Origin of the sequence: Nocardia pseudovaccinii (genome assembly GCF_050942345.1) — a bacterium.
GTDB lineage: Bacteria > Actinomycetota > Actinomycetes > Mycobacteriales > Mycobacteriaceae > Nocardia > Nocardia pseudovaccinii.
The window spans coordinates 1,449,662-1,472,595 of record NZ_CP192074.1 but is presented as its reverse complement, the minus strand read 5'-3'; the positions used below and the strand labels follow the sequence as shown (position 1 = coordinate 1,472,595).

The 22,934-nt window shown below is 67.7% G+C and carries 5 protein-coding genes (1 of these 5 cut by a window edge); 2 read left to right on the top strand and 3 right to left on the bottom strand.

Going from position 1 to position 22,934, the window contains the following annotated elements; all coding sequences use genetic code 11:
• Nucleotides 1-61 precede the first annotated feature (61 nt).
• Together ACQPZ2_RS06510 and ACQPZ2_RS06505 are read right to left on the bottom strand one after the other, a co-directional pair.
• Nucleotides 62-535 (bottom strand): NUDIX domain-containing protein, encoded by a 474-nt coding sequence (locus tag ACQPZ2_RS06510; protein WP_433524729.1) that lies wholly within the window; start codon nucleotides 533-535, stop codon nucleotides 62-64.
• On the bottom strand, nucleotides 519-1,283 hold the full coding sequence (locus ACQPZ2_RS06505) for a hypothetical protein (RefSeq protein ID WP_433524728.1): 765 nt from the start codon (nucleotides 1,281-1,283) through the stop codon (nucleotides 519-521). The genes ACQPZ2_RS06510 and ACQPZ2_RS06505 overlap by 17 nt, the downstream gene beginning before the upstream one ends.
• Nucleotides 1,284-1,448: 165 nt before the next feature.
• Here ACQPZ2_RS06505 and ACQPZ2_RS06500 point away from each other — a divergent pair, with 165 nt between their 5' ends.
• A complete protein-coding gene (locus ACQPZ2_RS06500) occupies nucleotides 1,449-1,682 on the top strand; it encodes a hypothetical protein (RefSeq protein ID WP_433524727.1) in 234 nt (77 codons plus the stop codon).
• A complete protein-coding gene (locus ACQPZ2_RS06495) occupies nucleotides 1,679-1,849 on the top strand; it encodes a hypothetical protein (RefSeq protein WP_433524726.1) in 171 nt (56 codons plus the stop codon). The genes ACQPZ2_RS06500 and ACQPZ2_RS06495 overlap by 4 nt, the downstream gene beginning before the upstream one ends.
• A 219-nt stretch (nucleotides 1,850-2,068) precedes the next feature.
• On the opposite strand, the gene ACQPZ2_RS06490 is transcribed toward ACQPZ2_RS06495, so the two are convergent.
• Nucleotides 2,069-22,934, bottom strand: partial view of a non-ribosomal peptide synthase/polyketide synthase gene (locus tag ACQPZ2_RS06490; RefSeq protein ID WP_433524725.1) — the end only. The gene runs 23,318 nt beyond the window's last position; only the last 20,866 of its 44,184 coding nucleotides appear in the window; its start codon lies off the right edge, out of view; the stop codon is at nucleotides 2,069-2,071.

Genomic DNA, 22,934 nt, shown 5'->3' with positions numbered 1-22,934 from the left:
ATAGCATTATTCAATTCCTTGCTATCTCTGCTTTGGAATTGCAGATAAAGGTTGATCTGGCCTAGCCCAGGTACGGCTGGGTCCGTTCCTCGGCATGGTGTCGTAGCCGTAACCGCACTGTGGCGTGTACCGGCAACTCGGTTAGCTCGCCCAGGCTCAGGAATCGAACCTCTGTGGATTCGTTGCTGACCGTGATCCGGCCGTCCAAGACACGGCCGTAAAACGTGATGTTGAACTCTTGGCGAATCTCGCCGTCCGCGTATTCGATGATGTGCTCGGGATCTGTGTAGATACCGAGTAGCCCGGTTATCTCGATATCGAGCCCGGTTTCCTCCTTGGTCTCGCGGATAACGCATTGTTCCAGCGTTTCGCCTATTTCCATGATTCCACCCGGTAGCGACCAGTTACCGGAGTCGCTGCGGCGCTGCATGAGTATCGCGCCGTCGCCATCGACTACCAATGCGGATCCGCCTGGTACCAGGCTGTTCGCCTCGGGTGCGTCCGGGTCTCGGTAGTAGTCACGCCGTGAGCCCATCGGAATTCACCTCTTGCAGGTACGGGGTTACGGTTCCCCAAATCTGTTCGAATTGGTCCTCGAACGATGCGAACAGCCCGTAAGGGGAGAGCTTTCGGAGGTGGAGCGCGGGGTGCTGATAGCCTCTCGCTCGAACCAGGTACGGAGTCACCAACATCAGGTCATCGAACCTGAACACCGAGTTGTACAAGTGCGTTGTATGTAGCCCGATTCGGCACCCGGAAGTCTCGGCAAGTACGCCGATCATGCTCAACGCGTTTCGTATCCGTCCGGGCAATGTCCCTTGCATCTGTTCGAGCGCGTCACGCTCGGCTACGTGTGCGGACTCCGGGTCAGCGAATGCGAGGCGGACGCTCGCGCCGTTTCGGCACTTGTCCGCGATCAGATCAGCGGCATCGGGCAACAGCTCGAGGACGAACGGGTAGGCGTACCCGAGGATGTCTATTCGCTGAGTAGCGCTCAGCAGCAACGATGTCCAAAGCTCGTTGGGCACGTCGGCCCGGTGTGCGTACGCACCGATGACTTCGGCTGTCGCGGGGGCTCCCGCGCTGATATCCGGACGTGTAGCAGGCCAAAGACTCGACTCCGATTCGCCGAGCGCATCAGCCACAGCGGCGCGAGTTCGTTTGTGCGGCACCCGACCTGCTAGCCATCGGTTCACGGTCTTCACATCTACCTCGACCGTCTTCGCGAGTGTGGCGGAGTCGATCTGTGCTCGCAACATCGCCGATTGGAGGCGGGGAGTCATACCGAAACGATACCGGGACGTTTAGGCGTTTTGAAGTGTCCGGCGAAACGTCCTTCGCGAAGTTCAGGTGTCCCTGCCCTGTCCATAACGTTGAATCCGGCCCCCGTGAAATGTGGCGCCAACCGGTCACGGGGTGCCTACCAACACCGGACTACAGGAGTCGAAATGAACAGGCGCACAAGACTGTTCGTGCTCCCAGGAGGGGTGTTAGAGGTCGCCGACTACGGCGACGAGAACGACGGTCCGGGCGTGTACCCGGAGTTGCGGACTCCAGCCGATCATCTACTACCGCAACGTATTCCGGGTGCCGGCGTCGCCGATCACCGAATCAGCCCGGTCGAACCTGCCGACGCCGAGACGTGCGCCACGGTGCTGCGACTGCTCCGAGATCTGCCGTGATTGCGCTCGGCTGGGTTGTCGCGATCGGGCTGCCGCTGGCAGTGACGGTCGCAGTGATCGTGTGGCCGGAACGTATTCCGAAGGACCGCTCCGTCAGGGGGATCCGCGAACGGATCGAATACGAGGACAGGGGCGGGATAAAACCCGATGCGACACGAGAGTACTGACCGGATCCCAGCTTGTCAGGCTATTCAGAATGGGGAAAAACAATGCGTAACAATATTTCTCGGCTCGTAAGAGGAATCATGCGAAACTGGTGATCCGGTCCTCCTCGGGGAATCCGACCTCGAATTTCCTCGAAGCTGACACAGCGCCCCAGGCGAGCCCCGCACCTTCATCTTTTCGAGGTGCGGGGCTCTTGCCCTCGTAGACCGGGGCGGTCTCGGTTACTCGACGATCACGATTCGCACGTCCTCGTCCGCCGCGTCGGTCGCCTCACCCACGGTGACGAACCAGTGGGTGACCTCGCCGTCGGCCAGGTCATCGGCGATGTCGTCCGCGCCGGGCAGTACCGACAACGCACCGGCAACGGCTGCTGTCATGGACTCCAGGAATGCGGCTCGACCCGAGATGGCGGTGGTGAAGGTCGTCGACTCGTAATCGATGTCGTACTCCGAGCGGACCTGCTCGGCCTGTTCGAGTGCCTCGGTCTGGCTGAAGGCGCGTACGGCACCGTCTGCTGTGCGGACTACGAAGGCCGGGTGTTCCTCGGCGAGCGGGCGGACCCGATCGGCGTAGGAGACCGGGTGCGATGGGGCGGCGGCCAATTCCGCCTGGACCGCCGGATCGCTCGGGACCAGCCAGTTGATCGGGCCGTCGGCCGGTTCCAGCGTGATACCGAAACCGGCTCCGGCGGTGGCCATTTCGGCGGCGGAGAGATCACCGGCGAACAGGCAGGCGGCACCGGCCTTCTGGATGGCCCAGACCGCGACCACCGCATCCTCCGAACGCGGCAGCGCAAGGGCCACCACGTCGCCGGGTCCGGCACCGTGTGCGATGAGCACCCGGGCCAGCTGCGAGGAACGGCGATCCAGGACGTGGTAGGCGATTTCGTCGCCGTCCACCAGCAGCGCGGGCGCCTCGGGATCGGCCTCGACCACCTCGGCGAGCACCCGCGACACCGTGCGCGCACCGACCCGGCCCACCGGTTCCGGTGCGGGAGCCGTTGCCGCGATACCGGATTCGACGAGCAGACGGGCCCGCTCACCGGCATCGAGGATATCGATATCGCCGACCAGTCCGGCCGGATCGGCGAGCAGTGCGTCCAGCACCCGGAGCAGCCTGGTGGACAAGGTTTCCACCTCTTCGGCGCTGAACCGGCTGAGCAGGTACTCGAAGGTGAATTCGAGGGTGGACTCCGCGGTCACCTGCAGGGTGAGCGGGTAGTGCGTCGCGCTTTCCATACCGACACCGGTCACCGACATGCCGTCGATCGAACTCGCCGCGGCGATCGCCTCCCGATCGATCGGGTACGACTCGAACACCAGCAGGGTGTCGAAGTGCGAGGCGATTCCGGCGGCCCGCTGGATATCGGACAGGCCGACGTAGTGGTGGTCGAGCAGCTCGGTCTGGCCGCGCTGCAACCGCTCGAGCTGATCGTCGATGGTCGCGCGGTCATCGATGCGCACCCGGACCGGGAGCGTATTGATGAACAGACCGACCATCGACTCCACGCCGGGCAGCTCGGCGGGCCGACCCGACACCGTGGCGCCGAAGACCACATCGGCGCGGCCGGTGAGCCTGCCGAGCAGGATGCCCCAGGCCGCCTGCACCAGCGTGTTGACCGTAATGCCGAGTTCGGCGCAGTGCTTGGTCAGCTGACGGGTGCGGTCGGCGTCGATCTCGGTGATCAGTTTGGCGGTCTCGTAGGTCTCGGCCGTCGGCGCGGGCGGCGCCAATTCGGTCGGCTCGGTCGCACCGTCGAAGGCATCGGCCCAGACCCGCAGCGACGCGTCCTGATCGCGAGTGGCGAGCCAGTCCAGGAAGTCGCGGTAGGAGGAGACCTGCGGCAGTGCCGACTGATCGCCACGCGTCGCGTAGAGCACCAGCAGATCCCGCATCAGCAGTGGCATCGACCAGCCGTCGATCAGCACGTGGTGCGTGGTGATCGCCAGCGTCCATTCCTCGGCCGCAGTGCGCAACAGCGTGTACCGCACCAGCGGCGGGTTGGACATATCGAAGCGGTCCGCATGGTCGGCATCGATCCGGCGACGCAGTTCGGCGGCCCGCTCCGCCTCCGGCACATCGGTGAGATCCTCGATGCGCCAGGGCACTTCGATCCGATCGAGCACGACCTGGCGGACCTGACCGGTGGAGTCGGTGACGAATGCGGTGCGCAGGTTCGGGTATCGATCCAGGATCGCCTGCGCGGCCGCATGCAACCGCGCCACATCGACCGCTCCGGCCAGCTGCACCACGGCCTGCATGGTGTAGACGTCCACGGTGGCCGTGGTCATCAGCGCGTGGAAGAGCAGGCCGGACTGGAGCGGCGAGACCGGCCAGACATCGTCGAGGCCCGGGTAGGTCTGCTCCCACAGGTCGATATCGGCCTGGCCGACCTGCACCAACGGCAGATCCGACGGCGTATGACCACCGGCATCCGGCCGCTGCGCGTGCTTCGCCAGCGCGGTCAGCGCGGCAACCCACAGTTCCGCCAACTCCTGCACCTGCTCCGGGGACAGCAGCCCGACCGGGAACTCGAAGGTGGCGAGCAGCCGCGGCCCATCGTCCTCGTCGCCTACGGTGACGGCGATATCGAGCGCACCGTTCGCGGGCATGGTGGCATCCCGCTCGGTCTTGATCGCCGCTTCCTGGTACCGGAAGCCGACCTGACCCGCCAGCGGCAGATTGAGCAGCCCGTGGCCGACACCCTGATCGGGCACCGCGAGCAGCTGTTCCTTCACCGCCTTGATGATCGAACCCGCGGCAGCGCCGCCGTCGAACGCCTCGGCCAGATCGATCCCGCTCAGCGCGAGCCGGGCCGGATAGACGGCGGTGAAAGCGCCCACGGTGCGCGACAATTCGGCACCGTCGACCGCCGCCCGGCCGTCACCGTCGAGCCGGATCAGCACATCCGATCCGTGCTCCGCACCGCGCCAGCGGACCAGCGCCATGGCCAATGCCGACAGCAGCCCGTCCGGCACGCCGCCGTGGAACCGCGCCGGAACCGTGGTGAGCAGGACCTCGGAGATCTCCGTCGGCACCTCGATGCGGACCCGTCGCGTCGTGGCGACGGTATCCAGCGCCGGATCGAAGGCCCGCGCGCCGAGCAGCGGATCGGGTGTGGCCGAAACCTCCTGCCAGAACGGCAGTTCGGCGGTGCGACCACTCGCCTGCTCGGTCAGGCCGTAGGCCCAACGCCGCAGTGAGGTACCGACCTCCGGCAGGGCGACCTGGTCGTCGGCGATCAGATCGAGCAGATCGCCGGTCAGGATGCCGAGGGACTTCGGATCGGCCGCGAAGCCGTGCACCACGACGAGCATGAAGTTGCCGCCGTCGAGCCGGTCGGCGGTGCAGCGCACGAACTGCGCCATCACACCGTTGGCCGGATCGAGGCGATCCGCGGCGGCGGCGCGTTCGTTGTCGGCCAGGCGCATGAGCTCGTCGTAGCCGTAGTCGTCGTCGAGGACGGTATCGAAGGCGACCTCGTGCACCAGCGCATCGATATCGATGGCACCGCGCTCGAGTGCTTCGAATTCCCAGGCCTCGTCGACCCTGCGCAGCCGAGTGCGCAGCGCATCGTGCCGGTCGACCAGGGCGGCGATCGCCGCACGCAGCCGATCCCCGTCGAGTTCGCTCGGCAGTGCCACCGCCGCCTCGTAGGAGAAGCGCTGGTACGCCGTGTCGTTCGCCAGTACCGCCGCGATGCCGGGCAGCAGCGGGATCTCGCCGATCCCACCGCCGGGCAGCTCGGCCATGGTCGCCTGCCGCAGATCCGCGGCCGAGGACGCGATCGAGGCGAGTCCGGCGACGCTGCGCTGGTCGAAGACGTCGCGCACGGAGAACACCACGCCCTGTGCCTTCGCCCGCGATACCAGCTGGATCGACAGGATGCTGTTACCGCCGAGTGCGAAGAAGTCGTCGTCGGCGCCGATCCGTTCGATGCCGAGCACATCGGCGAACACACCGGCCACGACCTGCTCGACCGGGGAGACCGGCGCGCGGAAGGTGGCATGTTCGAAGGTGGGCTGCGGCAAGGCGTTTCGATCGAGCTTGCCGTTCGCATTGAGCGGCAGGGCGTCCAGCGCCAGGAAGGCGCTCGGCACCATGTACGACGGCAGTTCGGCGGCCAATGCCGACTGCACCGCACTCTTGTCGAATTCGCCGGTGGTCGGAACCACATACGCGACCAAGCGGTCACCGAGTGCCGGATCGGTATGCGCGAGCACCGCGGCCGACGCGATCGCGGTCTGCCGCAGCAGCGCCGCCTCGATCTCGCCGAGCTCGATGCGGAAACCGCGGATCTTCACCTGGAAGTCGGTGCGGCCGCGGTACTCCAGCTCACCATCAGCATTCCAGGCCACCAGGTCACCGGTGCGGTACATCCGAGCGCCGGATTCGAACGGATCGGCCACGAACCGCTCCGCGGTCAGATCGACCCGCCCGAAGTAACCACGCGCCAATTGCGCACCGGCCAGGTACAACTCACCCGAAACGCCCACCGGCACCGGACGCAACCGCGAATCCAGCACATAGACACGGCTGTTCCACTCCGGGGCACCGATCGACACCGAGACGGTGTCGGCATCGGTCACCTCGTGGTTGGTGATCGAGACCGCGGCCTCGGTCGGACCGTAGAGGTTGAACAGGCCTGCCGCGTTCGCCTCCCGGAACCGCTGCGCCGTCGCGGCGGGCAGCGCCTCACCGATGGCGAGCACCCGGCGCAACGATTCGGGCAGCTGTCCGTCCGATTCGATCAGCAGGGCATCCAACATCGACGGCACCACATGCAGGGTGGTGACGGCGGTATCGCGCATCAGCGTGTTGAGGTAGGACGGGTCGCGATGTCCGTCGGCCGACGCGATGACCAGTCGGCCACCGGAAACCGCCGCCGACCAGAACTCCCACACCGAGAGGTCGAAGGTCGCGGCCGTCTTGAGCAGCACCGCATCCTCGGAGCCGAGGCCGAACTCGCTCGTCTTCCACAGCAACTGGTTGACGATCGCCGCATGCGGCACCGCGACGCCCTTGGGGCGACCGGTCGAACCCGACGTGAAGATCACGTACGCCGTATTGGCCGCGCGCAATGGCGCGATCCGCTCCGCGTCGGCGATCGGCGCGTCGGTGACGTCCGCGAGTGCGTCCATCCGGACGACGTCGGTCACCGAGGTCTGGAAATCGGTGGCGGCGTTGGTCACCACACACAGCGGCCGAGCGGTTTCGAGAATGTAGTCGGTCCGCTCACCCGCCTGATCCGGATCCAGCGGCACGTACGCGCCACCGGCCTGGGTCACCGCGTACATCGCGACCACCAGGTCCACCGAGCGGCGCAGCGCGAGCGCCACCCGCGCCTCCGGTCCGACACCCAGCGAAATCAGGTGCCGGGCAAGCTGATTCACCCGGGAGCCGAGCTCGCGATATGACAGCATCGCGTAGCGATTCGATGAGGGGTGGTGGTCGGGCGACGGGTGGGCAACGGCGGTGCCGTCGTCGCCGACCAGCGCCACCGCGTCCGGCGTGGCCGCCACGGTCCGATCCAGCAGCGAGGCCAGCGTCGCGGCCGAATCCACCTGGTGCGCTGTGGCATTCCGACCGGAGACCAGTTCGCGGCGTTCATCCGCGGCCATGATCTCGAGATCGCCGACAGCCGAGCTCGGCGCCGCGATGATCTCGGCGAGCACACGTGCGAAGCGATCGGCGAAGCCACGGACGGTATCCGGGTCGAAGAGATCGGTGGCGTAGGTGAAGTACCCGCCGATACCCGACGCAGTGCCGTCCTCGTCGTAGCTGTCCGCCACGATCAGATGCAGATCGAACTGCGAGAGCTGGGTGTCGATATCGAATCCGGCCACCGTGAGTCCGGGCAGTTCCAGCGTGGTCCGCGCCAGGTTCTGGAACGACAGGCCCACCTGGAACAGCGGATGGCGCGCCTGCGACCGCACCGGGTTCAACACCTCGACCAACCGCTCGAACGGCACGTCCGCATGCGCGAACGCCTGGATATCCGTTTCGCGCTGGCGCGCGAGCAGATCCGTGAACGCCTCGCCGCGCTCCAGCTGGGTACGGAACACCAGGGTGTTGACGAACATGCCGATCAGGTCGTCGAGGACGGCCTCACCGCGGCCTGCCATCGGTGTGCCGATCGCGATGTCATCGGTTCCGGAGAGCCGCGAGAGCATTACCGCGAACGCGGTGTGCACCACCATGAACAGCGTCGCACCCTCGGCCCTGGCCAAACCGACCAGCGCACGATGCGTTTCGGCGTCGATGCTCAGCTCGACCTTGCCGCCCGTGAAGGACTGCACCGCGGGACGCGGGCGATCCGAGGGCAGATCCAGCTGATCCGGCACGTCCGCCAATGCCGACTGCCAGTAGGCGATCTGCTTGGCCGCCAACGACTCCGGATCGTCCTCGCTGCCCAGCAGCTCGCGCTGCCAGATCGAGTAGTCCGCGTACTGCACCGGCAGCGGCGTCCATGTGGGCGACTCGCCGACCGAACGCGCCGCGTACGCCGTCATCAGATCCCGGGTCAGCGGGCCCATCGACGAACCGTCACCGGCGATGTGGTGCACCACGAGCACCAGCACGAACTCGTTCAGGGTAGGAGCGGAGCCTGCGGAGCGACCCGACGACACAGCGGCGGGAGCGTCGGTCACCTGGAACAGCTCGATACGGACCGGCACCTCGGCGGTGACGTCGAACGGCGCCGCCATCACCGCGATCACCGTGGATTCCAGCTCCGCGGCCGCGATCGGCCGCAGCTCCAGTGCCGGAACAGCCTGCGCCACCGGCAGAATCACCTGCGCCGGGGCGCCCGCGGTCTCCGGGTACACCGTCCGCAGAATCTCGTGCCTGCCGACCAGATCCGCCATGGCCGCACGCAGCGCGTCGACATCCAGCGCACCGGTCAACCGGACCGCGATGGGCAGGTTGTAGGCCGCCGACTCGGTGTCGAAGCGGTTCAGGAACCACATCCGTTGCTGGGCCAGCGACAACGGCACCGGATCCGGTCGCGGACCGGCGACCAGCGGCCGCCGCTCGCCCACACCGGACAGCTGCTCCAGCTTCACCGCCAGGGCCGCGACGGTCGGCGCCTCGAACAGCGCGCGCACCGGCACCCGGCCGCCGATCGCGGCGCTCAGGCGCCCGACCACCTGGGTGGCGACCAGCGAGTTGCCGCCGAGTGCGAAGAAGTCGTCGTCGGCGCCCACGCGCTCGATACCGAGCACGTCACTGAAGACGCCCGCCACGATCTCCTCCACCGGCGTTGCGGGGGAGCGGAATTCGCGCGTGGTGAAGGTCGGTTCGGGCAGTGCCTTGCGGTCGAGCTTGCCGCTCGAATTCAGCGGGAAGGCGTCGAGCACCACGACGGCCGCCGGAACCATGTAGGCCGGAAGCACATCCGAGACCTCGGCCAGCAGGGTCCGCTGGTCGATCGACTGACCCGGCGCGGGCACCACGTAGGCGACCAACTGGTCGCCCAGCGCCGACGCCGCCACCAGTGCCACCGCCTGGCTCACCGCGGCATGGGCGAGCAGCGCCGTCTCGATCTCGCCGAGCTCGATCCGCTGGCCGCGGAACTTCACCTGGAAGTCGGTGCGACCCAGGTATTCGAGGCGATAGCCCGCATCCGCGGGTTCGCGCCAGACCACGAGGTCGCCGGTGCGGTACATCCGCGCGCCGGGCGCGAACGGGTTGGCCACGAAGCGATCCGAGGTCAGATCCGGCCGCGCGACGTAACCGCGGGCCAGCTGATCACCGGCGAGGTACAGCTCACCGGCCACACCGGCGGGCACCGGCCGCAGCCGCGAATCCAGCACGAACACCTGGGTGTTCCACTGTGGCAAGCCGATCGGCACGGTGCGCACATCCGTCTCGCGCGCGGGCCAGTAGGTCACCGACACCGCGGCCTCGGTCGGCCCGTACAGGTTGTGCAGCAGCGCATCCGAAACGGATCGCCACGCCGTCACCGTTTCCGGCGGCAGCGCCTCACCGATCACGAACACGTCCCGCAGCGTCGGCAGCGAGCCCGCCGCCAGCTGCGCGGCGAACACCGTCAGCATGGACGGCACGAAGTCGGTGACGGTAACCCCGTGCGCGGCAATCGCATCCGCCACGTAGGCCGGATCGCGATGGCCGTCGTGGGTGGCGACCACCAGTTTCGCGCCCGCGCGCAGTGGCATGAAGTAGCCCCACAGCGACACGTCGAACGTGGTGGCGGTCTTCTGGAAGTACACGTCGGCCGAGCCGAGCGGGTACTCCGCGAGCATCCACTCGATCTGGTTGTTGATCGCCTCGTGCGATACCGCGACGCCCTTCGGACGACCGGTCGAACCCGAGGTGAAGATGACGTAAGCCGGGTTGTCCCGGGTGACCGGGCGCAGCAGCTCACCGGGTTCGATCGGAGCAGACGAGAACCCGTCCAGTTCCAGCGAATCCAGTTCGAGCACCGGAATGTCCGCGGGGACCGGCACGGCGTCGGCCGCGGTGGTGACCACGCACGCGGGCTGGGCGGTATCCAGGATGTGCGCGATCCGCTCCGCCGGATGATCCGGATCCAGCGGCACATACGCGCCACCGGCCGTCACGATCGCGTACATGCCGACAACCAGATCCAGCGACCGCCGAACGGCGAGGCCGACCAGCGACTCCGCACCGACACCTTGCGAAATCAACAGGCGGGCAAGCTTGTTCACCCGCTCGTCGAATTCCCTATAAGTCAGCGTCGCGGAGCGACTCGATGAGGGGTGGCGGTCGGGCGACGGGTGGGCCAGCTCGGCGCCCTCGAACACCACCGCGACGGCATCCGGGTGCGCCACGACAGCGCGCCGGTAGCCGTCGAGCAGCAGCTCGGGCTGCACCGGATGCGCGGTGGCGTTCCAGCCGTCGAGCATCCGTTCCCGCTCCACCGATGTGAGCAGCTCGAGGTCGCCCACCGCAGCGCGCGGCGCGGCGATGATCTCGCCGAGCAGCCTGGTGAACCGGTCCGCGAACCCTTCGACCGTGCTCCGGTCGAAAAGATCGGTGGCGTAGGTGAATATGCCCGCGATGCCCGCAGGGGCCCCGGACTCGTCGTACAGATCGCTGAGAATCAGGTGCAGATCGAACTGGGAGATGCGGGTATCGAAGTCCACGCCGGAGACCGTGAGATCCGGCAATTCCAGAGTGGTCTGGGCCAGGTTCTGGAACGACAGGCCAACCTGGAACAGCGGATGCCGCGCCTGCGACCGCGCCGGGTTCAGTACCTCGACCAACCGCTCGAACGGCACATCGGCATTCGCGAACGCCTGGATGTCGGTTTCGCGCTGCCGCCCGAGCAGATCCGCGAACGGCTCGGCCGAATCCAGCCGGGTACGGAACACCAAGGTGTTGATGAACGTGCCGATCAGATCGTTCAGCGCCGCCTCACCGCGGCCCGCCATCGGCGTACCGATCGCGATGTCGTCCGTGCCCGACAGCCGGGACAACAGCACGGCCAGCGCCGTGTGCACGATCATGAACAGCGTCGCACCCTCGGCCTGCGCCACGCCGCTGAGACCGCGGTGGGTGTCGGCGTCGATGCGCACCTCGACGGTGCCACCCGCGAAGGACTGCACCGCGGGCCGCGGACGATCCGCGGGCAGGTCCAGTTGCTCCGGCAGATCGGCCAGCGCGGTCCGCCAGTAGGCGACCTGCTTGGACATCAGCGATTCCGGATCGTCCTCGCTGCCGAGCAGTTCGCGCTGCCAGATGCTGTAGTCCGCGTACTGGACCTCCAGCGGCGCCCAGTTGGGTGCGACACCCGCCGAGCGCGCGGCGTACGCCGTCATCAGATCCCGCGTCAGCGGTCCCATCGAGGAACCGTCACCGGCGATATGGTGCACGACCATCGCGATCACGTACTCGGGAGCCGGACTTTCGGTGTCGATCTCGAACAAGCGCACCCGCACCGGCACCTCGGCGGTGACGTCGAACGGCGCCGAAATCAACTCGACCACGGCGGTTTCGACCTGATCCGGTGTGACCGTCCGGACGTCCAGCTCCGGAATCGCCTGTCCCACCGGCAGAATCAGCTGCACCGCACCCGACTCGGTCTCCGGGTAGATGGTGCGCAGGACCTCGTGCCTGCGCACCAGATCCGCGATCGCGGCGCGCAGTGCGTCCACATCGAGCGCGCCGGTGAGCCGCACCGCGATCGGGACGTTGTAGGCGGCGGACTGGGTGTCGAAGCGGTTGAGGAACCACATCCGCTGCTGCGCCAGCGACAGCGGAATTTGCTCCGGCCGCGGACCGGCGACCAGGGCGTGCCGTCCGCGCCCGTCGGCCTGCTGTTCGACCCGGATGGCCAGTGCGCCGACGGTCGGTGCCTCGAACAGCAGTCGCACCGGGACGCGGGTGTTCAGCGCCGCGCCGAGGCGCGCCGCGACCTGCGTCGCGAGCAGCGAGTTACCGCCCCACGCGAAGAAGTCGTCATCCAGGCCGAGCCGCTGCGCCTGCGCTCCGGAACCGAGGTGCAGCACCTCGGCGAAGGTATTCGCGACGATCTCCTCGATCGGGGTGACCGGGGCGCGGAAGACCGCCTTCTCGAAGGTGGGCTCCGGCAATGCCTTTCGATCCAGCTTGCCGTTCGCGTTCAACGGCAGCGCATCGAGGGTCAGGAAGACCGACGGCACCATGTAGGACGGCAGCTCGGCGGCCAACGCTGATTGCAGCCGCGTGTTGTCGAGCTCATCGGCTTCGGGTACCACGTAAGCGACCAGCCGGTCGCCCAGATTCGGGTCGGTGTGCGCGAGGACGGCGGTGGCCGCGACCTCGGGCTGCCGCAGCAGGGCCGCCTCGATCTCACCGAGCTCGATCCGGAAACCGCGGATCTTCACCTGGAAGTCGGTGCGCCCGCGATACTCGAGCCCGCCCTCGCTGTTCCAGGCCACCAGGTCACCGGTGCGGTACATGCGCTCGCCCGCGCCGAACGGGTTGGCCACGAAGCGATCCGCGGTCAGGTCGACGCGCCCGAAGTAGCCGCGCGCCAACTGCGCACCGGCCAGGTACAGCTCACCGGAGACGCCGACCGGCACCGGGCGCAGCCGCGAATCCAGCACGTACACCTGGCTGTTCCACTCCGGAGCACCGATCGGCACCGACACGTTGTCGGCATCGGTGACGGTGTGCGTGGTGATCGACACCGCGGCCTCGGTGGGGCCGTACAGGTTGAACAGCTCGGCCGCGTTGTCCCGGCGGAACCGCTGCGCGGTCGTCGCGGGCAGCGCCTCACCGATCGCCAGCACCCGCCGCAGCGACTGCGGCAGGCGGCGACCGGATTCGGTGAGCAGCGCGTCCAGCATCGACGGCACCACATGCAGCGTCGTGACGCCGGTGGTGCGCATCAACTCGTTGAGGTAGGCGGGATCGCGGTGACCATCGGCATCGGCGATGACCAACCGGCCACCGCAGACGGCGGCCGACCAGAACTCCCAGACCGACAGGTCGAAGGTCGCCGCGGTCTTGAGCAGCACCGCGTCGTCGGCAGCCAGGCCGAATTCGGCTGTCTTCCACAGCAACTGGTTGACGATCGCCGCATGCGGCACCGCCACGCCCTTCGGCTGGCCGGTGGAGCCCGACGTGAAGATCACATACGCGGTATTCGCCGCCACCAGCGGCCGCAGCCGGTCACCGTCGGAGATCGGACCGTCCGCGACGCCGGATAGATCCAGCTCGTCGATCGACACCACCGCGGTCACGGTGCTGTCGAAATCATCGCGGCCGGTGGTCAGCACGCAGACCGGCGCCGCGGTGCTCAGGATGTAGTCGGTGCGCTCGGCGGGCTGATCGGGATCGATCGGCACATACGCCGCACCCGACTTCGCCACCGCGTACATCGCGACCACGAGATCCACCGAGCGCCGAATGGCCAGCGCCACCCGGTCCTCCGCGCCGACACCGAGCGTGATCAGGTGACGTGCCAGGCGGTTGGCCCGGCCGTCCAACTCGGCGTAGGTGAGCGTCGCGTCCTCGGCCACCAGCGCCACCGCGTCCGGGTTCGCCGCCACCGTGGCGTCCAGCAGCGACACCAGCGTGGTCGAGGCGTCGATGTCGAGCGAGTGCGCGGTGTCGTTCCAGGCGTGCAGGATTCGCGCGTTCTCGGCGGGCGAGAGCAGATCGATCTCGCCGACCCGCACGCCGGCATCAGCCAATACGGCATCGAGCACCAGCACGAAGCGGTCGGCGAAGCCCTGCACCGTCGACTCGTCGAACAGGTCGGTGGCGTAACCGAATTCGGCGACGATCTGGGCGGGCGTGCCGTCCTCGGCGTAGCGGTCGTACAGCGTGACGTGCAGATCGGTCTTGGCCAGCTGCGAATCGAAGTTCACCGCGCTGACCGAAAGGCCGGGCAGCGTGAAGGTGGTCTCGGCCAGGTTCTGGAACGAGAGTCCGACCTGGAACAGCGGATTGCGCGCCGTCGAACGCTCCGGGTTGAGCACCTCGACCAGCCGCTCGAACGGCACATCGGCGTTCGCGAATGCCTCGAGGTCCCGTTCGCGCACGTCGGCGAGCAGGTCGGCGAAGGTGTCACCGGGCTCGATGATCGTCCGGAACACCAAGGTGTTGACGAACATACCGATCAGATCGTCGAGTTCGCGTTCACCGCGACCCGCGATCGGGGTGCCGACCGCGATGTCGTCGGTACCCGACAGTCGCGAGAGCAGTACGGCCAGCGCCGCATGCGTGACCATGAACAGCGAGGCGTTATTGGCCCGCGCCAACTCGTGCAGCTTGGCGTGCTTGTCCGGTGCGATCTCGAAGCGAATCGCCTTGCCCTGGAACGACTGCGCGCGCGGGCGCGGCCGGTCGGCGGGCAACTCCAGCTGATCGGGCATACCCGCGAGGGCGGACTGCCAGTAGGCGACCTGCTGTGCCGCGAGCGATTCCGGATCCTCCTCGGAGCCGAGCACCGCCCGCTGCCACAGCGCGTAGTCGGCGTACTGCACCGGCAGCGGCTGCCACTGCGGGATCTCACCCTGGGCCCGTGCCACATACGCCGCCATGACGTCACGGGCCAGCGGGCCCATCGACGAACCGTCGGCCGCGACATGGTGCACCGTGAACGCCAGCACATGTTCCTGTTCGGCGAGCCGGAACAGCCCCACCTTCAGCGGCACCTGAACGGTGACATCGAAGGTGGTGAGCGCGAATTCGATCACCGCGCCGACCAGGTCCGATTCCGAGATATCGGTAACGGTCAGCTCCGGCACGGCCTGGTCGGCGGGCAGGATCACCTGGTGCGGGCCACTGGCCGAACTCGGGTAGGTGGTGCGCAGCACCTCGTGCCGGGCGAACACATCGCCGAGCGCCGTTTCCAGCGCCGCCACATCCAGCGCACCGGACAACCGCACCGCGAGCGGGATGTTGTCCACGGCAGAGGTAGTGGTATCGAACTGGTTGAGGAACCAGTACCGCTGCTGTGCGGGCGAGAGCGGCACCCGGGCCGGGCGCTCCCCGGCGACCAGCCGCGGCCGGGTGCGGCCGGATCCGGCATTGTGTTCGGCCTTGGCCGCCAGCGCGGCGACCGTCGACGCCTCGAACAGATCGCGGACCGCGAGCTGGGTATCCAGTGCCGCGCCGATGCGCGCGGTCACCTGGGTAGCCAGCAGCGAGTTGCCGCCGAGTTCGAAGAAGTCGTCGTCCAGCCCGACGCGTGCGACGCCGAGCACATCGCTGAACACACCCGCCACGATCTCCTCGATCGGGGTGGACGGTGCGCGGAACACCTTCGCCTCGAATACCGGCGCGGGCAGCGCCTTGCGATCGAGCTTGCCGGAGGCATTGAGCGGGAACGCTTCCAGTACGACGAAGGCGGTCGGCACCATGTACGCGGGCAGTTCGCCCGCGAGTTCGGCGCGCACCTGGTCGATATCGATCGAATGATCCGCCGCCGCGATCACATACGCGACCAGCTGATCGCCGAGGCGGTCGTCGGAGCGGACCACCACGGCCGCCTGCGCGATCGTCCCCAGTGCGGTGAGCGCCGATTCGATCTCGCCGAGTTCGATGCGCAGACCGCGCAGCTTCACCTGGAAGTCGGTGCGGCCCAGGTACTCCAGCTCACCGTCGGCGGTCCAGGTGACGAGGTCACCGGTACGGTACATCCGCTCGCCGGTGCCGAACGGGTTGGCCACGAAGCGATCCGCGGTCAGATCCGGACGCGCCACATAGCCGCGCGCCAGCTGCTCGCCCGCGAGGTACAGCTCACCCGCGACACCGACCGGAACCGGGTGCAGACGCGAATCCAACACGTACACCTGGGTGTTGAAGACCGGCGCACCGATCGGGACCGAGACCGTATCGGCGTCGGTGACCTCGTGATAGGTGACGTCGACAGCGGCCTCGGTGGGGCCGTACAGGTTGTGCACCCAGACACCGGTCAGTTCGCGCAACCGCTGTGCGGTGACCGCGGGCAGCGCCTCACCGGAGGCGAAGACATTGCGCAGGTCGAAGCATTCGCCCGCGCGGTCGTCGGCCACGAAGACCGACAGCATGGACGGCACGAAGTGCACCGTGGTGACCTGCTCGTCGGCAATGGTCTGCACCAGGTAGGCCGGATCGCGATGACCGTCCGGCTTCGCGATGACCAGGCGCGCGCCGACCTGCAGCGGCCACCAGAATTCCCATACCGACACGTCGAAGGTGGCTGGCGTCTTCTGCAGGACCACATCGCCGCGGTCCAGCCCGTATTCGGCCTGCATCCAGACCAGACGGTTGACGATCGCGGCATGGCTGACCGCCACACCCTTCGGACGACCGGTCGAACCCGAGGTGAAGATCACGTACGCGGTATTCGACGGCCGCAGCGGCGCAAGCCGTTCCGCATCGATCAGCGGTTCGTCGGAGTATGCCGACAGATCGAGTGCGTCGATCTCGAGCGTCGGCGTCGAGCCCGCGTCGAACTCGTCGGCGGCGGTGGTCAGCACGCAGACCGGCTGCGCGGTGTCGAGTACATAGCGGGTGCGGTCGGCCGGATGATCCGGATCCAGCGGCACATACGCGCCACCGGCCACGCTCACCGCGTACATGCCGATCACCAGTTCGAAGGATCGGCGCATGCCGAGCGCGACCATCGAATCGGGTCCGACACCCAGCGAAACCAGGTACCGGGCAAGGCGATTCACCCGGGAGGTGAACTCGCCGTAGGACAGACTCGTCCCCTCGAAGGTCAGCGCGATCGACTTCGGGCTCCGGACCGCCTGCTCCTCGAACATCGAGACCAGGGTGGCCTGGGCGTCGACGACATACGCCGTCTCGTTCCACTTTTCGAGCACCTTGGTGCGCTCAGCGGCATCGAGCAGATCGACGTCACCGACCGCGACGGCCGGATCCGCGACCACCGCACGCAGCAGGCGGGTGAGGCGCGTGGCGACACCGGCGATCGTCTTCGCGTCGAACATATCCGTCGCGTAGGCGAATTCGGCGGTCATGCCGTCCGCGTTCCCGGCCGCGTCGATACGGTCGGCGAGGTTCAGGTGCAGATCGAACTTCGCGGTGACCACGTCGAGCGGCACACCGGCCACCTCGAGACCGGGCAGTTCGAACGATGCCTCACCGGTGTTCTGGAACGACAGCATCACCTGGAACAGCGGATGCCGCGCCTGCGAACGGGCCGGGTTGAGGATGTCGACCAGCCGCTCGAACGGCAGGTCGGCGTGGCCGAAGGCGGCCAGATCGGTTTCGCGTGCCCGCGCGACCAAGTCGGCGAAGGACGCACCGGATTCGACCGGCGTGCGCAGCACGAGCGTATTGACGAACATGCCGATCGCGTCGTCGAGCACGGCCTCGCCACGACCCGCGACCGCGGTGCCGATGGCGATATCGTCGCTGCCCGACAAACGGGACAGTAGGGCAGCAAACGCCGCGTGCACCACCATGAACAGGCTCGCGCCGTTCGCGCGGGCCAGTGCGTTGAGCTCGGTCAGCAACTGCGCGTCGATGCCGAATTCGTAGACGTCACCACGGTTCGACGCGACGGCGGGGCGCGAACGATCCGACGGCAGATCCAGCTGATCGGGCAGCCCGGCCAGATTCCGCGACCAGTACGCGACCTGCTGGGCGATCAGCGATTCCGGATCGTCCTCGGAGCCGAGGGTGTCGCGCTGCCAGAGCGCGAAGTCGGCGTACTGCACCGCCAGCGGCGCCCAGGCGGGCGATTCGCCGCGGGTGCGGGCCGCGTAGGCGACCATCACGTCGCGGGCCAGCGGACGCACCGACCAGCCGTCACCGGAGATGTGGTGCACCACGAAGACCAGCACGTGGGTATCGGGCAGCGAGCCGTCCATCGGCGACTCGAGCCGGAACAGCTTGGCGCGCACCGGAACTTCGGCGGTGACGTCGAAGCCGGTCAGCACCAGTTCGCTGATCGAAAAGCGAATATCGGTCTCGGACACCACGAGCGGGGTCAGGTCGAGGTGGACCTGACCGGTGGGCAGCACGACCTGCACACCATGACCGTCGGCGGTTTCCGGATAGACGGTGCGCAGCACCTCGTGCCGGTCCATCACGTCGGCAACGGCCATGCGCAGCGCATCGGTGTCGAGTGCGCCGGTGAGCCGGACCGCCAGCGGGATGTTGTTGACCGCGGTCTGGTTGTCGAAGCGGTTGAGGAACCACATCCGCTGCTGGGCCAGCGAGAGCGGAATCTGGTCCGGCCGCGGTCCGGCCGTCAGTTCCCGGCGTCCGCCGGTGCCCTGCTGTCCCTCCATCCGCGCGGCGAGCGCGGCGACATTCGGGGCCTCGAACAGCAGCCGCACCGGAATGCGGGTGTCGAGTGCGGCGCCCAGGCGAGCGACCACCTGGGTGGCGATCAGCGAGTTGCCGCCGAGGTCGAAGAAGTCGTCGTCCAAACCGACCGGACGCGCGCCGTCCGCGGTCGACAAACCGAGCACCTCGGCGAAGGTGTCGGCCACGATCTCTTCGATCGGGGTCGACGGTGCGCGGAATTCCTTGGCCTCGAAGGCGGGTTCGGGCAGGGCACGGCGGTCGAGCTTGCCGTTGGGGTTCAACGGCATGGCGTCGAGCACCATGAGCGCCGCGGGGACCATGTACGACGGCAGTTGCGCGATCAGGTGGGTGCGCAGCGCGTCGATGTCGACGGTGGCGCCGTTCGCGGGTACCACGTAGCCGACCAGCTGATCGCCGGTCCTGGCATCCGAACGCACCAGCGCCACGGCCTGTGCCACCGAATCGTATGCGGTGAGCGCGGTTTCGATCTCCCCGAGCTCGATGCGCAGACCACGCAGCTTGACCTGGAAGTCGGTGCGGCCGAGGTAGACGATCGAACCGTCGGCGGCCCGGGTCACCAGGTCACCGGTGCGGTACATGCGAGCGCCCGGTGCGCCGAACGGGTTGGCCACGAAGCGATCCGCGGTCAGATCCGTGCGGCCGAAGTAGCCGCGCGCCAACTGCGCACCGGCCAGATACAGCTCACCCGCGACACCAGGAGCGACCGGGTGCAGGCGCGAATCCAGCACGTACGCCTGCGAATTCCACACCGGCAGGCCGATCGGCACCGCGCCTTCGACCTTGTCGGCCACCGGGCCGTGGGTCGCGTGGACGGTGAATTCGGTCGGGCCGTAGAGGTTGTAGAGCTCGGCCGAGCTGACCCGGCGGATGGCGGTCGCGGCATCGGCGGTGAATGCCTCACCGGCGATGAGCAGTGCGCGCAGCGATGCCAGTGCGTCGCTGCCGACCGCCGCGTCGACGCTGCTCGCGAAGACGCTCAGCATCGAGGGCACGAACGAGGTCATGGTGACCCGCTCGGCCGCGATCACGTCGGCCAGGTACTGCGGGTCGCGATGGCCGTCGGGGCCAGCGACGACAATCCGGCCACCGGTGGACAACGGGCCGAACAGCTCCCACACCGACACGTCGAAGGTGGCAGGGGTCTTGAACAGCACGACGTCATCGGCACCGATGCCGTATTGACCGGTGATCCATCGGATCTGGTTGACGACGGCCGCATGCGGCACGGCCACACCCTTCGGCCGACCGGTCGAACCGGAGGTGAAGATGACGTACGCGGGGTTGCTCGGCCGCAGCGGCGCAATCCGCTCCGCCTCGGTGACCGGCGCGTCCGAGTACTCGGACAGATCCAGGTCATCGATGACGATCGTGGGCAGACCGGTGCCGTCGAAGTCGTCACGCGAGGTGGTCAGAACGCATACCGGCGCTGCCGAATCGAGCACATACCCGATCCGCTCCGCAGGCTGATCGAGGTCGAGTGGCACATAACCGCCACCGGCCTCCAGCACGGCGTACGCCGCGACCACGAGGTCGACCGAGCGCCGAAGACCAAGGGCCACCAGGCTCTCCGGGCCGACCCCATCCGCGATGAGGCGCCGTGCCAACCGGTGCACGCGGGCACCGAATTCGGCGTAGGTAAGCGAAGCACCCGTCGCCGGGTCCACGATCGCGACCGCATCCGGCGTCGCCGCCGCCTGCGCGGCGAATTCGTCGACCAGCGTGCCGACCGCACCGAGATCACGCTCGGTGTCGTTCCAGCCGCGCAGTGCCAGTTCGGCTTCGGACGCATCGAGCAGGTCGATATCGCCGATGGCCCGATCCGGTTCGGCCGCAACGGCTCGCAGCAGCCGGTTGAACCGCTGTCCGAACGCCGCCATGGTGTCGGCGTCGAAAAGGTCGGTGGCGTAGATCAATTCGCCCGCGATGCCCGAAGGCGCGACCGTGGTGGCGCCCGCACCGTTCGCGGTACTGATCGGGGTAGCGGTCTGCTCCGAGAGCACCAGCTGCAGATCGAACTTGGCCACATCGATCGGCAGTTCGACTCCGCTGACGGTGAGTCCGGGCAGTTCCAGGCTGTTCTGGCCGGTGTTCTGGAACGACAGCATCACCTGGAACAGCGGATGCCGCGCCTGCGAACGGGCCGGGTTCAGGATCTCCACCAGCCGCTCGAACGGCAGGTCGGCATGGCCGAACGCGCCGATATCGATGGCGCGCACGGTGCGCAGCAGTTCGGTGAAGGTGGCCTCGCCGTCGATCGGGGTCCGCAACACCAGGGTGTTGACGAACATGCCGATCAGATCGTCGAGCGCGCGCTCACCACGTCCGGCGATCGGCGTACCGATCGCGATGTCTTCCTCGCCGGACAGCCGCGACAGCAGCACGGCCAGCGCGGTGTGCGCGACCATGAACAGCGTCGTACCTCTGGTGCGCGCGAGTTCGGTGAGCTTGCCGTGGGTTTCGGCATCGATCTCGAAGACGTGCGTCGCACCGCGACCCGATGCGACCGCCGGACGCGGCCGGTCGGCGGGCAGGTCGAGCTGTTCGGGCAGTCCGCGCAGGGTCTCGGACCAGAACGCGATCTGCGCCGAGATCACCGATTCCGGATCGGATTCGGCGCCGAGCACCGCGCGCTGCCACAGCGCGAAGTCGGCGTACTGCACGTCGAGCGGACGCCAGGAAGGCTCGCCGCCCTCGACGCGGGCGGCGTAGGCCGTCATCACATCGCGGGTGAGCGGGCCCATCGAGAAGCCGTCGGCCGAAATGTGGTGCACCACCAGGGCGAGCACATGTTCGGTCGGGCTGATCTCGAACAGCTTGGCCCGGAACGGAACTTCGGCGGTGACGTCGAAGCCGGTCAGGATGACTTCCGCGACGCGCTGCGGCAGTTCGGCTTCGGTGACATCGATGGGCGTCAGGTCCGGGATCACCCGGGCGGTGGAGACGGTCTGCTGGTAGGCGGTGCCGTCGTACTCCGGGTAGAAGGTGCGCAGCGACTCGTGACGAGCCAGCACATCGGCGACGGCGATCTGCAGCGCCTGGCGGTCGAGCAGACCCGACAGCCGCACCGCGGCCGGGATATTGTCCACGGCCGATTCCGGATCGAAGCGGTTGAGGAACCACATGCGCTGCTGGGCCAGCGACAGCGGCACCCGCTCGGGACGCTGCTGCGGCACCAGGGCCATGCGCGCACCGGCACCGGCACGCGATTCCGCGCGGGCCGCGAGCGCGGCCACCGAGGACGCCTCGAACAGTTCGCGGACACCGAGATCGGTATCCAGTGCGGCCGAGAGCCGGGCGGCGACCTGGGTGGCGCTCAGCGAGTTGCCGCCGAGTGCGAAGAAATCGTCGTCGAGACCGACGCGTTCCAGGCCGAGCACGTCGGCGTAGGTGGCCGCGATGATCTCCTCGATCGGCGTGGTCGGCGCGCGGAATACCGCGGCCTCGAACACCGGTGCGGGCAATGCCTTTCGATCCAGCTTGCCGGAGGCATTGAGCGGGAAGGCATCGAGCACGATGACCACCGACGGGACCATGTACGCGGGCAACTGCCGCGCCAGATCCTCGCGCACCGTCTCGATATCCAGCCGCAGATTCGGCGTCGCGATGACATACGCGACGAGCTGGTCGCCGGTGTGCTGATCACCGCGCACCACGACGACGGCCTGGGCGACCTCGTCCAGCGCGGTGAGCGCCTGCTCGATCTCGCCGAGCTCGATGCGCAGACCGCGCAGCTTCACCTGGAAGTCGGTGCGGCCCAGGTAATCCAGCTCGCCGTCGGCCGTCCAGGCCACCAGGTCGCCGGTGCGGTACATGCGCGCGCCATCGGTGGCGAACGGGTTCGCGACGAACCGATCGCTGGTCAGATCCGGACGCGCGACATAGCCACGCGCCAGCTGAGTGCCCGCGAGGTACAGCTCGCCCGCGACACCGACCGGCACCGGGCGCAGCCGCGAATCGAGCACGTAGACCTGGGTATTGAAGACCGGCGCACCGATCGGCACGGTGTCGGTATCGGTCGCGACCACCTCGTGGAAGGTGACGTCGACCGCGGCCTCGGTCGGGCCGTACAGGTTGTGCAGCGCCGCACCGGTCAGCTCGCGCAGGCGATGGGCGGGCTTGGGCGGCAGCGCCTCACCGGAGGCGAATACCAGTCGCAGCGAATCACACCGCGCCGCGGCCGCATCGGCCACGAAGACCGACAGCATGGACGGCACGAAGTGGGTGACGGTGACCCGCTCGGCGGTAATGATCTCGGCGAGGTAGGCCGGATCGCGATGCCCGTCCGGCTTCGCGATGACCAGCCGCGCACCGATCTGCAACGGCCAG